The 13,060-nt window shown below is 58.8% G+C and carries 11 protein-coding genes; all 11 read left to right on the top strand.

The window, feature by feature from the left end:
• The first annotated feature begins 7 nt into the window (after positions 1 to 7).
• The 11 genes from nuoL (at position 8) to ABFT80_RS11200 (ending at position 12,908) form a co-directional block, all read left to right on the top strand.
• Complete coding sequence (gene nuoL, locus ABFT80_RS11250) at positions 8 to 1,996, top strand: NADH-quinone oxidoreductase subunit L (RefSeq protein ID WP_347972000.1); 1,989 nt, start codon at positions 8 to 10, stop codon at positions 1,994 to 1,996.
• Positions 1,996 to 3,501: an NADH-quinone oxidoreductase subunit M gene (locus ABFT80_RS11245; RefSeq protein WP_347971998.1), complete on the top strand. Its 1,506-nt coding sequence runs from the start codon at positions 1,996 to 1,998 to the stop codon at positions 3,499 to 3,501. Before nuoL ends, ABFT80_RS11245 begins: the two co-directional genes overlap by 1 nt.
• A 13-nt stretch (positions 3,502 to 3,514) precedes the next feature.
• Positions 3,515 to 4,951, top strand: a complete 1,437-nt coding sequence (gene nuoN / locus ABFT80_RS11240; protein ID WP_347971997.1) for an NADH-quinone oxidoreductase subunit NuoN — start codon at positions 3,515 to 3,517, stop codon at positions 4,949 to 4,951.
• A complete protein-coding gene (locus ABFT80_RS11235) occupies positions 4,951 to 5,778 on the top strand; it encodes a biotin--[acetyl-CoA-carboxylase] ligase (protein WP_347971996.1) in 828 nt (275 codons plus the stop codon). Before nuoN ends, ABFT80_RS11235 begins: the two co-directional genes overlap by 1 nt.
• A gap of 41 nt (positions 5,779 to 5,819) precedes the next feature.
• A complete protein-coding gene (locus ABFT80_RS11230) occupies positions 5,820 to 7,490 on the top strand; it encodes a ribonuclease J (protein WP_347971995.1) in 1,671 nt (556 codons plus the stop codon).
• Positions 7,491 to 7,521: 31 nt separating this feature from the next.
• The gene (gene mce, locus ABFT80_RS11225) at positions 7,522 to 7,926 is read left to right on the top strand and encodes a methylmalonyl-CoA epimerase (protein WP_347971994.1); all 405 of its coding nucleotides are present in this window, start codon (positions 7,522 to 7,524) and stop codon (positions 7,924 to 7,926) included.
• Between the two features lie 51 nt (positions 7,927 to 7,977).
• On the top strand, positions 7,978 to 8,247 hold the full coding sequence (locus ABFT80_RS11220; RefSeq protein ID WP_347971993.1) for a DUF1467 family protein: 270 nt from the start codon (positions 7,978 to 7,980) through the stop codon (positions 8,245 to 8,247).
• A gap of 452 nt (positions 8,248 to 8,699) precedes the next feature.
• Complete coding sequence (gene proS, locus ABFT80_RS11215) at positions 8,700 to 10,028, top strand: proline--tRNA ligase (RefSeq protein ID WP_347971992.1); 1,329 nt, start codon at positions 8,700 to 8,702, stop codon at positions 10,026 to 10,028.
• Entirely contained in the window at positions 10,025 to 11,332 is a 1,308-nt protein-coding gene (locus tag ABFT80_RS11210) for a lipoprotein-releasing ABC transporter permease subunit (protein WP_347971991.1), read from the top strand. The genes proS and ABFT80_RS11210 overlap by 4 nt, the downstream gene beginning before the upstream one ends.
• On the top strand, positions 11,332 to 12,015 hold the full coding sequence (locus ABFT80_RS11205) for an ABC transporter ATP-binding protein (protein ID WP_347972213.1): 684 nt from the start codon (positions 11,332 to 11,334) through the stop codon (positions 12,013 to 12,015). Before ABFT80_RS11210 ends, ABFT80_RS11205 begins: the two co-directional genes overlap by 1 nt.
• A gap of 98 nt (positions 12,016 to 12,113) precedes the next feature.
• On the top strand, positions 12,114 to 12,908 hold the full coding sequence (locus ABFT80_RS11200) for a bestrophin-like domain (RefSeq protein WP_347971990.1): 795 nt from the start codon (positions 12,114 to 12,116) through the stop codon (positions 12,906 to 12,908).
• The last annotated feature ends 152 nt before the right edge of the window (positions 12,909 to 13,060 follow it).

Below are 13,060 nucleotides of genomic sequence, written 5' to 3'. Positions count from 1 at the left end.
GCGGATTATGTATCAGGCAATCGTCTTCCTGCCGCTTCTCGGCTTCCTGATCGTTGGGCTTTTCGGAACGTCGCTCGGCGCGAAAGCGTCCGAATACATCACGTCAGGCTTTCTGGTCATTGCTGCGGCCCTGTCATGGGTCGCGTTCTTCATGGTCGGCCTTAGCGGGCAGGAGGCGTTCACCGTTCCGGTGCTGCGCTTCATCCAGTCCGGCGCGCTCGAAGCAAACTGGGCTTTGCGCATCGACACGCTGACGGTGGTTATGCTCGTCGTCGTGAACACGGTTTCCGCACTCGTTCACATCTATTCGATCGGCTACATGCATCACGATCCGCATCGGCCGCGCTTCTTCGCATATCTGTCGCTCTTCACCTTCGCCATGCTGATGCTGGTGACGTCGGACAATCTGATCCAGATGTTCTTCGGCTGGGAAGGCGTAGGCCTCGCGTCCTATCTGCTGATCGGCTTCTGGTACAAGAAGCCATCGGCAAGTGCTGCCGCCATCAAGGCATTCGTCGTCAACCGCGTCGGCGATTTCGGGTTTCTGCTCGGCATCTTCGGCCTGTTCGCGCTGACCGGCTCGGTGAATTTCGACACGATCTTTGCCAATGTCGCAGCTTTCATTCCTGTTGAAGGTGCCGCTGAAAGCACCGATACCGCACTGAACTTCCTTGGCTACGCGCTGAACAATCAGGCAGCACTTACAGTCGTCTGCCTGCTGCTGTTCATGGGCGCGATGGGCAAGTCGGCGCAGGTTCCACTGCACACCTGGTTGCCGGACGCCATGGAAGGCCCGACGCCGGTTTCCGCGCTGATCCATGCCGCGACGATGGTCACCGCCGGCGTGTTCATGCTGGCGCGCTTGTCGCCGGTGTTCGAGCTGTCAGTCACGGCACTCACGGTCGTCACCTTCATCGGCGCGTTCACGGCATTTTTCGCCGCGACTGTCGGTCTTGTTCAGAACGACATCAAGCGCGTCATCGCTTATTCGACCTGCTCGCAGCTCGGCTATATGTTCGTGGCGCTCGGCATGGGCTTTTACAGCGCGGCCATCTTCCATCTGTTCACGCATGCCTTCTTCAAGGCGCTGCTGTTCCTTGGTTCGGGTTCGGTCATCCATGCCGTTTCTGACGAGCAGGACATGCGCAAGATGGGCGGTCTACGCAAGCTGATCCCAAGCACCTACTGGATGATGGTCATCGGAACGATCGCGCTGACTGGCGTCGGTATTCCGGGCACGATCATCGGCACTGCAGGCTTCTTCTCGAAGGACGCGATCATCGAAGGTGCTTTTGTCGGCCACAATGCGGTTGCGGGATTCGCCTTCGCAGTTCTCGTCATCGCCGCCTGCTTCACCAGCTTCTACTCATGGCGTCTGATTTTCATGACGTTCCACGGCAAGCCGCGCGCGACTGCCGACGTCATGCACCATGTGCATGAATCGCCGCCGGTCATGCTGGTGCCGCTGTTCATCCTGGCGGTCGGCGCATTGTTCGCAGGCGTGATTTTCCATGAATACTTCATCGGTCATCACTATGAGGATTTCTGGAAGACGGCGCTGTTCACGCTCGAAAGCAACCACATCCTGCACGACTTCCACGATGTTCCGCTGTGGGTGAAGCTTGCACCGTTCGTTGCGATGCTGATCGGCTTCGCGGTGGCGTGGAAATTCTACATCCGCTCGCCGGAAATGCCGAAGGAGATTGCAGCGCGCCATCGCGGGCTGTACGCCTTCCTGCTCAACAAGTGGTATTTCGACGAACTCTACGATTTCCTTTTCGTGCGCTCGGCCAAGTGGCTCGGCACATTCCTCTGGAAAAAGGGTGACGGCGTTGTCATCGACGGCTTCGGGCCGGACGGTGTGTCGGCGCGCGTGATCGACATTACAGACCGCGTCGTCAAGCTACAGAGCGGTTATCTCTATCACTACGCATTTGCCATGTTGATCGGCGTCGCAGCCCTCGTCACCTGGATGATGCTCGGGAGCAGCTTCTGATGACTGATTGGCCGATCCTATCTACGGTCACGTTCCTGCCGCTGGTCGGTGCGTTCCTGATCCTGCTCATTCGCGAGGAAGGCGAGGGCGCGCGCCGCAACATCCGTAATGTTGCGTTGCTGACCACGGTATTCACCTTCCTGCTGTCGCTGCTCATCTGGATCGGCTTCGACAATGTCGAACCCGGTTTCCAGATGGTCGAGAAGGCTGCCTGGCTCGATTCCGGCATTTCGTATCATATGGGCGTGGACGGCATTTCGATGCTGTTCGTCATCCTCACGACTTTCCTGATGCCGCTCTGCATCCTCGCATCGCTGAGGTCGATCGACACGCGCGTCAAGGAATACATGATCGCGTTTCTGGTTCTGGAAACGCTGATGATCGGCGTGTTCTGCGCGCTCGACATCGTGCTGTTCTACGTGTTCTTCGAAGCAGGCCTGATCCCGATGTTCATCATCATCGGTGTGTGGGGCGGCAAGCGCCGCGTTTATGCAAGCTTCAAGTTCTTCCTCTACACGCTGCTCGGTTCGGTGCTGATGCTGCTCGCCATCATGGCGATGTTCTGGCAGGCCGGTACGACTGACATCCCGACGCTGCTTGCGTATGACTTCCCGGCCAACATGCAGACATGGCTATGGCTGGCCTTCTTCGCGTCCTTCGCGGTGAAGATGCCGATGTGGCCGGTCCACACCTGGTTGCCGGATGCGCACGTCGAAGCGCCGACCGCCGGTTCGGTCATTCTGGCGGGCATCCTCTTGAAGATGGGCGGCTACGGCTTCCTGCGCTTCTCGCTGCCGATGTTCCCGCTTGCGTCCGACATGTTCGCGCCCTTCGTCTTTGCACTTTCTGCCATCGCGATCATCTACACATCGCTGGTCGCGCTGATGCAGGAAGACATCAAGAAGCTGATCGCTTATTCGTCGGTCGCGCATATGGGCTATGTAACGATGGGCATCTTCGCGATGAACCCGGAAGGCATTCAGGGCTCGATATTCCAGATGCTGAGCCACGGCCTCGTTTCCGGCGCGCTGTTCCTTTGCGTCGGTGTCGTCTACGACCGCATGCATACGCGTGAAATCGCGGCCTATGGCGGTCTGGTCAACAACATGCCGAAATATGCGGTGGTGTTCCTGATCTTCACCATGGCCAATGTCGGTCTGCCCGGCACGTCCGGCTTCGTCGGTGAGTTCCTGACGCTGTTCGGCGTGTTCAAGGTCAACACCTGGGTCGCATTGTTTGCGGCATCCGGCGTCATCCTTTCGGCGGCCTATGCGCTCTGGCTCTACCGCAAGGTCATGTTCGGAGCGCTCACCAAGGAAAGCCTGAAGGGCATGCTCGACCTTTCCGCCCGCGAAAAGCTGATCATCTATCCGCTGGTCGTGCTGGTTATTTTCTTCGGCGTCTATCCGGCTCCGGTCCTCGATGCGACCGCTGCCTCGGTACAGGCGCTGGTAAACAACATCACCGTATCGCTCGACGCCGCGCAAACCGCGGCGGCGAACTGACAGGAATGCCCCTATGACGCCGGAACTTCAGACAAGCCTCGCGCTGGCAACACCGGAACTGATCCTCGCCATCGGTGCGCTGGTTCTGTTGATGGTCGGCGTCTTTTCGGGAGAGCGCGCCAACACGACCGTTACCGGTCTGGCCGTTGCGGTTTTCCTCGGAGCAGGCGCATGGCTTCTGCTGTTCGGCGGCGAGGGCAAGGCATTCGGCGGTGCATTCATCGCCGATCCGTTCGCGACCTTCATGAAGGTTTTGACGCTCGTCGGCTCGCTGGTCACGCTGATCATGTCTGTGGGTTTTGCGAAGGCCGAAAAGTTCGACAAGTTCGAATATCCGGTCCTGATCATGCTTTCCACGCTCGGCATGCTGCTGATGATCTCGGCAAACGACATGCTGGCGCTTTATGTCGGCCTCGAGCTTCAGTCGCTGGCGCTCTATGTCGTGGCGTCGATCAACCGTGATAATGTCCGCTCGACGGAGGCAGGCCTGAAGTATTTCGTGCTCGGCGCGCTGTCGTCCGGCATGCTGCTCTACGGTATTTCGCTGGTTTACGGCTACACGGGCAACACCGGTTTCGATGCGATTGCCGCAGCCCTTACGGGTGGAGAGCGCCAGCTTGGCCTGGTGTTCGGTCTGGTCTTCGTGCTTGCCGGTCTCGCGTTCAAAATTTCGGCTGTGCCGTTCCACATGTGGACACCAGACGTCTATGAAGGCGCGCCGACGCCGGTTACCGCCTTCTTCGCCGCGGCCCCGAAAATGGCTGCGATGGCTTTGCTGGTGCGCGTCACCATGGGCGCCTTCGAGCCGATCGCAGCCGATTGGCAGCAGATCATCGTCTTCATCGCAATTGCCTCTATGGCGCTCGGCTCCTTTGCGGCCATCGGCCAGAAGAATATCAAGCGTCTGATGGCCTATTCGTCCATCGGCCATATGGGCTTCGCACTGGTCGGTCTTGCGGCCAACACCGAAGCGGGCGTTCGCGGCGTCGCGATCTACATGCTCATCTATCTGGTGATGACGCTCGGCACATTCGCCTTCATCCTCGCCATGCGCCGCAAGGATGGCAATGTCGAGCAGATCAGCGACCTTGCCGGTCTTTCAAGCACCAACCCGGTCATGACGTCGATCATGACGATCCTGATGTTCTCGCTTGCCGGCATTCCGCCGCTCGCCGGGTTCTGGGGCAAGTGGTACGTCTTCCTCGCCGCGATCAACGCCAATCTCTACGCGCTGGCGATCATCGGCGTCCTGACCTCCGTCGTCGGTGCTTTCTACTATCTCCGCATCATCAAGATCATGTGGTTCGATGAACCCGTCGGCGGCTTCCAGCCGATGGCTGGCGAGTTGCGCCTCGTACTTGGCGTGTCCGGCGCGTTTACGCTGCTCTATGTGCTTTTCGGCGGGCCTATAGCCGAGATGGCGCAGGCTGCGGCCAGCACGTTCTTCTGATGGGATTTTCGCTCGCGCCGACTGCCGTTCTGGAAGGCTTTCGCCTCGAAGCGCACGACACGGTAAGCTCCACAAACGCAATCGCGATGGAGCGCGCGCGCCAAGGCGATCCGGGAAAGCTCTGGATCGTTTCCGACCACCAGCAAAGCGGGCGCGGCAGGCGAGGGCGCGAATGGGTTACGCCCAAGGGCAACCTCGCAGCGACCTTGCTTCTGGTGCCGACCTCCGATTTGCGGCTATCGGCAACGCTCGGTTTCGTTGCTGGTCTGGCAATGGCCGATGCATTGGCGGCGGTCATCCCGGATGGCCGGATTTCCATCGGGCCGGATGGCGGAAGCGGGCCGCATGGCAATCGTTTCGAACTGAAATGGCCGAACGATGTGCTCTCGCATGGTTCGAAACTCGCAGGCATCCTGCTTGAATCGACAATGCTAGAAGGCGGACGCGCTGCGCTTGCAATCGGTATCGGCGTCAATGTTGTCGCGCATCCATCGGAAGTTCCTTATCCCGCGACCTCACTGAAGATGATGGGCGCGAAATGCGACGCGCAAACGCTGTTTCTCGCGCTTTCGGACGCCTGGAGCGAGAATAGCCGCATCTGGAATGAAGGTGCCGGCCTGGAGCAAATCCGCCGCCGCTGGCTTGAGCGCGCAGCCGGCCTCGGCAGCCAGGTTGCGGTGCGCGTCGATGGCAATGTCTTGCGCGGCGTGTTCGAAACCATAGACGAGGATTGCCGTTTCATCATTCGTGACGATAAAGGTGAGATCGTAAAGATCACTGCCGGAGACGTACATTTTGGCGCAGTCGCTTCGGCTGCAGCCGTTTGACAGACAAAGGCGCGGCTTCCGCCGGGCCAAAAGGAACTATTATGGCGAAATCCGAAAATGCCGAACTCGTATTCGTCCCGCTAGGGGGCGTCGGCGAAATCGGAATGAACTTCGCGCTCTATGGCTACGGGCCGGTCAACAGCCGCGAATGGATGATCGTCGATGTCGGCGTCACCTTTCCTGACGCGACGCTGCCGGGCGTCGATCTGGTGCTGCCCGACACGCGCTTCATCGAGCAGGAATTGCGCAATCTTCGCGGCATCGTCATCACGCATGCGCATGAAGACCATTACGGCGCGCTTCTCGATCTCTGGCCGCGCCTGAAGGCTCCTGTCTGGATGACGCCTTTCGCGGCTGGTTTGCTGGACGCCAAGCGGCAGTCGGAAAGCGGCGCGCCCAAAATTCCGGTGACGATCTACAAGGCAGGCGAGACCTTTAAGGTAGGTCCGTTCGAGATCGAGGCGATCCCGGTTGCCCATTCGATCCCTGAGCCGATGTCGCTGGCCATCACCACGCCAGCCGGCACTGTCGTCCACACCGGCGACTGGCGCATTGATCCCGCGCCAACCATCGGCCCCGCAACCGATGAAGCGCGCTTCCGCGCCATCGGCGATAAGGGCGTGCTGGCGCTGATCTGCGATTCCACGAACGCCATGCGCGAAGGGGATTCACCTTCCGAACAGGCGGTTGGCAAAGGGCTTCGCGAAGTCATCGAACAGGCCAAGGGCCGTGTTGCCGTCACCACCTTCTCGTCCAATGTCGGGCGCATCCGCTCCATCGCGGAAGCCGCGCGCGATGCCGGACGTCAAGTGCTGGTGCTCGGCCGCTCGCTAAAACGCGTCATCGATGTGTCGGGCGAACTCGGTTATATGGACGGCCTCCCGGAATTCGTTTCCGAGGAAGATTACGGTTACATCCCGCGCGAAAACCTCGTCGTCATCTGCACGGGCAGCCAGGGTGAGCCGCGCGCTGCCCTTGCCAAACTCGCACGTGACGAGATGAAGAATGTCGCGCTGTCGCCGGGCGATACGGTCGTTTATTCGTCGCGCGTCATTCCGGGCAACGAAAAAGCCATCATAGAAATCAAGAACCTCCTGATCGATCAGGGCATGAAGATCATCGAGGATGGCGACGCGCTGGTTCACGTATCGGGCCATCCGCGCCGCAACGAATTGCGCAAGATGTATGAGTGGGTCCGCCCGCGCATTGCCGTTCCGGTTCACGGCGAGGCGGCGCATCTCGTCGCGCACGGTTCGCTTGCCAGCATGGCCGGTGTGCCCGAAGTCGCGCAGATCCGCGACGGCGACATGCTGCGGCTTGCGCCGGGGCCTGCCGAGATCATCGATCAGGTGCCGGTAGGGCGCATCTACAAGGATGGCAAGCTGATCGGCGACGATCAGGTCATGGGCATCAAGGATCGTCGCAAGCTTTCTTTTGCCGGTCACGTCGCGGTCAATGTCGTTCTGGACGACAAATATGAACTCGCCGGCGATCCCGATATCGTCCCGATCGGCGTTGCCGAAACGGATGCGCGGGGTAACAGCATCGAAGATCTGATGCTGGATGCGGCAATCGGCGCTGTAGACTCCATACCGCGTGCCCGGCGAAAAGACCTCGATCTTGTGCAGGAAGCGGTTCGCCGCGCAGTGCGCGGATCGGCCAACGAGGTCTGGGGCAAAAAGCCCATCGTTACGGTGTTTGTTACGCGGTAGCGGCAAGGAAGCCACTGAACGGGAGGCAGGAATGCTTGGACGCCTCAATCATGTCGCCATCGCCGTGCCGGACCTGACGGCCGCAACGGCAATCTACCGCGACACGCTGGGCGCCCGCGTAACCCAGCCGCAGGTTCTTCCCGAACATGGCGTGACGGTCGTTTTCATCGAAACCGGAAACACCAAGATCGAATTGCTGGAACCGTTGGGCGAGGGCTCGCCGATTGCAGCGTTTCTCGAAAAGAACCCTTCGGGCGGCATGCATCATGTCTGCTACGAAGTGGAGGACATCATTGCGTCGCGTGACAGGCTTAAAGCAGCGGGTGCGCGTATATTGGGTGATGGAGAACCGAAGATCGGCGCGCATGGCAAGCCGGTTCTTTTCCTGCATCCGAAGGATTTTCTGGGTACGCTGGTCGAACTCGAACAGGTTTGAGCTGCCCTCTACCGTGCCGGTTCGTCCGGCGCATGATTGGAGTCTCGTCCCATGACAGTGATTTCGCTGATCGCACTCTCGTTCGTCGTCTGGTGGATCGTGCTTTTTGCCGCTTTGCCTTTCGGACTGCGCACGCAGGAAGAAAATGGCGAAGTCGTGCCGGGAACGGTGGCAAGCGCGCCGGGCAGGCCGCATATGGGCAAGGCGCTTATCCGCACGACGATCGTCACGATCATCATCATGGCGCTTTTTTACGGCGTAACGCGCGGTCTTGGTCTGACCATCGACGATCTTCCGATCTTCATACCGATCCGCGATTGAGCCTGAAACCGCATGACGCAAGGTCATGCGGTTTCTCAATTTAGTCAGCTAAGTTGATGATTGCACAAAAAAAATGCAAGGCACAAGGCCTTGCAATTTAAACGCGTCGATCTGCTTTCCGTGTCCGGCGGCGGCGTGTTAACGCGCCTAGATCGCATCCTCCCAAGACTTTGACCGCGTAGGAAGACAGATTTTCTTCTGCCTTCTCGATTATTAGAACAACATAGCCTGACCTTTTCGGGAATGTCACGAAAATTCTTGCCTTAAATCCCATCAATATGTGCTGCAGTGCACAATAGTTTTGCACGATATGCTTGATCGGTGACCATTTTCCATTGGTAGACCAACCGCCGTCTGCGGGTTCCCTTGCGGCCTTGAAATGGCTATGAAGCGGGTGCAAAAACACTCCTTGGCGCCGATTCTGGCGCGTTCAGCATTTTTACGGATATTCCATGCGTCTTTCGCGCTACTTCCTGCCTATCTTGAAAGAAAATCCCCGCGAGGCCGAGATCGTCTCGCATCGCCTCATGCTCCGTGCCGGCATGATCCGACAGCAGGGGGCGGGCAGCTTTTCCTGGCTGCCACTGGGCAAGCGTGTGCTCGACAAGATCTGCCGCATCGTGCGCGAAGAGCAGGACCGTGCAGGCGCGCTCGAAATCCTCATGCCGACGATCCAATCCGCGGATTTGTGGCGCGAAAGCGGCCGCTACGATGCGTATGGCAAGGAAATGCTGCGCATAAAGGACAGGCACGAGCGCGACATGCTGTTCGGCCCGACCAATGAAGAGATGGTCACGGAGATTTTCCGGTCCTATGTGAAGTCCTACAAGGATTTGCCGCTCAACCTCTATCATATTCAGTGGAAGTTCCGCGACGAGGTGCGTCCGCGCTTCGGTGTCATGCGCTCGCGCGAATTCCTCATGAAGGATGCCTATTCCTTTGATCTGGATTTCGAGGGTGCGCGCGCTGCCTACTACCGGATGTTCGTTTCCTACCTGCGCACCTTCTCGCGGATGGGTCTCAAGGCAATCCCGATGCGCGCCGATACCGGCCCTATCGGCGGCGATCTCAGCCATGAATTCATCATTCTGGCCGATACGGGCGAAAGCCAGGTCTATTGCCATCGCGATTATCTGGAACTTGACGTTCCAGGCGCGGACACGGACTTCTCCAACGATGCGCAGATCGAAGGCATCGTGAAGGATTGGACCACGCCTTACGCCGCGACCGATGAAATGCACGATGAAGAAGCGTGGGAAAAAGTTGCCGAAGGCGATCGCCTTTCCGCGCGCGGCATCGAAGTCGGTCACATCTTCCATTTCGGCGACAAGTATTCCAAGCCCATGGGCGCGACCGTGCAGGGGCCGGATGGCAAGCAACATGCCGTTTCGATGGGCTCATATGGCATTGGCCCGTCGCGTCTGATCGCTGCGATCATCGAGGCAAGCCATGATGAGAACGGCATTATCTGGCCGGAAGCCATCGCGCCCTTCGATGTCGTCATCATCAACATGAAAGTCGGCGATCCTGAATGCGACCGCGTTTCGGAAGAGCTTTATGCCGCGCATGAAGCTGCCGGTCTCGACGTGCTCTATGACGATACGGACCAGCGCGCGGGCGGAAAATTCGCGACCGCGGATCTGATCGGCGTTCCCTGGCAGGTCATCGTCGGGCCGCGCGGCGTGGCCGCAGGCGAAGTCGAGGTCAAGCGGCGCTCGACCGGCGAGCGTGACACGAAGCCGATTTCCGCTTTGCTCGCCTCGCTGGATAAATCTGCATGACAAACACCGCGACCGCTGCTGTTGCTGCTGCGCCGGAAAGGCCTGCCGGTGCGGGGCCGTTTTCGACGTTCGAACGCATGGTCGCGTGGCGTTATCTGCGCGCGAAGCGCAAAGAGACGGTGATTTCCGTCATTGCGTCGATTTCGTTTGTTGGAATCATGCTTGGCGTCGCGACGCTTATCATTGTCATGGCGGTGATGAACGGCTTTCGCGCAGAGCTTCTGACGCGGATTCTGGGTATCAACGGCCATCTGATCCTGCAGCCGGTCGATATGCCGCTGGATGATTACGCGGCTGTTGCCGATCGCATCAACGGTGTTGCCGGTGTGAAATATGCCATTCCGCTGGTCGATGGTCAGGTGCTTGCGCAGGGCAATGTCGGTGCCGGCAGCGGCGCGCTGGTGCGCGGTATTCGCGGTTCAGATTTGGGAAAAATCTCGCTCGTCGCAAACAACATCAAGCAGGGTTCGCTCGTCGGCTTTGACGAGGGCGAGGGCGTCGCTATAGGCACGCGCATGGCCGAGAATATGGGGCTGGCGCTGGGCGACATGATAACGCTCATCTCTCCCGATGGGGACGTGACGCCGCTTGGCACGACCCCGCGCGTAAAAGGTTACGAGGTGACGGCGATCTTCGAAGTCGGCATGTCGGAATACGACCAATCGATCGTATTCATGCCTCTTCAGGAGGCACAGCTTTATTTCAATCAGGAGAACCGCGCCCAGACCATCGAGATTTTCGTCGATAATCCCGATATCGTCGACCGGCTGAAACCTGCCGTCGAGGAGGCGGCGCAGCGGCAAATCTATCTGACGGACTGGCGGCAGCGAAACCAAACCTTCTTCTCGGCTCTTCAGGTCGAGCGGAACGTCATGTTCATGATCTTGACGCTGATCGTGCTTGTTGCCGCGCTCAACATCATTTCCGGGCTCATCATGCTTGTGAAGGACAAGGGCAGGGACATTGCCATTCTGCGAACCATGGGGGCTACGAGAGGCGCGGTCATGCGCATCTTCCTCATGACGGGGGCAGCAATCGGCCTGACCGGCACACTGGCAGGTGTGGCTCTCGGCATCGTCGTCTGTCTGAACGTCGAATCGATCCGCCAGTTCTTCTCCTGGCTGTCGGGAACAGTTCTGTTTAACCCTGAACTCTATTTCCTAAGCCGCTTGCCCGCGCGAATGGATTTCGGTGAGACGCTTTCTGTCGTTCTCATGGCGCTCATCCTGTCGTTCATCGCGACGCTGTTTCCCGCGTGGCGTGCCGCAAAGCTCGATCCCGTCGAGGCTCTGAGGTACGAATGATGCGCCGCGAACCGGTTATCGAGCTCAAGAGCGTTGAGCGGCACTATGTGCAGGGTCCGCGCAAGCTGACCATCCTCAACAAAGCGGATTTCGCGCTGGTTCCCGGCGAAATGGTTGCGCTCGTCGCGCCATCGGGTGCCGGTAAATCGACCCTGTTGCATACGGCCGGTCTTCTGGAGCGGCCGGATGCTGGTGACGTCATTCTTGGCGGCCGCGCCTGCGGACGCCTCTCCGATGATGAACGCACCGCGATCCGCCGCAACGACATCGGTTTCGTCTATCAGTTCCACCATTTGCTGCCGGAGTTCTCGGCCATCGAGAACATCATGATGCCGCAGCTCGTGAAGGGACTTACCGTACCCGTCGCGAAAGAGCGCGCCTTGCAACTGCTCGACTACATGCAGATCGGCAAGCGCGGCGAGCATCGCCCGTCCGAGCTGTCCGGCGGTGAACAGCAGCGCGTTGCGATTGCGCGCGCGGTCGCCAATGCGCCGCTCATTCTGCTGGCCGACGAGCCGACAGGCAATCTCGATCCGGTTACGGCACATTATGTGTTCGATGCTCTCGCTGCGCTGGTAAAGCAGTCCGGTCTGGCTGCTTTGATTGCCACGCATAATCATGAGCTTGCCTCGCGCATGGACCGCCGTGTCACGCTGTCCGATGGCAAAGTCGTCCAGTTCTGACAAACGGGCCGTTTAAAGCTCCTTTCCGACGTTTCCCCTTACGCAAGACGATGCTAGCCTGATCATCGCTGCGAGGGGCGATCAGATTGGAGAATGCGGTGTCGGACTTCATAATGTCGGCATTGATCGGGCTTGCCTTCGTGGCAATCGCAGTGACGATCGTTCTCGGCAGCTACTTTCTCGCCCGCAAGCTTCTCAGCACCGGTAATGAAGGCGACAGGACGCATGATGCGGCCAGCACGGTCGCGGTGCGCATTGCAGCCCTTCATGGCCTCATTCTGGCTCTGGTCTATGCGCAGGAGCTTGACGACTATAAGGGCGTCCGCTCCGTTCTGACGGAGGAGGCTGTGTCCATCTCCGATATCTTCAACGATATAAGGCGCTATGGCGGGCCGGATGTGACGCCGGTGCAAGTCGGATTGGCGCAATACGTCAACACAGTCGTTTCGAAAGAGTGGGATTCGCTTGGCAAGCATCAGGGGTTGCTGGCGCAGGCGTGGATCGAGTGGCAAGGCGTTTATGAGCTGCTCCTCAATCTCGAGCCGTCCACAGAGCGGGAGCGCTTCCTGGCGGAGCGCATGCGCGAGCGGATAACGTCCGTGGCGCGCGACAGGCAATTGCGGGAGGCGACTGCAGGCGGCGGATTCAGCGGTCTGTTCTGGGGGCCGGCGCTTATCGGTCTGTGCCTTGTGGCCGTCCCGTTCTACGTCTTTCGCCCGACACGAACCCACGTCGTGCTCCTGTCTATATTCGGCATATATTCGGGCGTGATCCTGTTTTTCATCTTTGCCTTTTCGAATCCGTTCCATCAGCCCGGACGCCTTGAGCCAAAGGCTTTCAATCAGCTTCTCAAAGGCGATCTCGGCAAGATCCAACTTCCTGCCGGAAGCTGAAAAACTTCATACTCTAAATCCACAGGCGATCACGTCGCTGTGGATCGCAAAACCCGCAATTACCTTTTCTTAACCTTCACAAAAAGGCAGCGCGAACATGCGTTGACTTTGAAACAAATATGGAACAAATTGAGAACATAAGAGATACAGGA

Source organism: Foliimonas ilicis, assembly GCF_039939195.1.
Lineage (GTDB): Bacteria > Pseudomonadota > Alphaproteobacteria > Rhizobiales > Rhizobiaceae > Foliimonas > Foliimonas ilicis.
The sequence above is the reverse complement of the archived record's forward strand: the minus strand, read 5'-3'. Positions and strand labels throughout refer to the sequence as shown.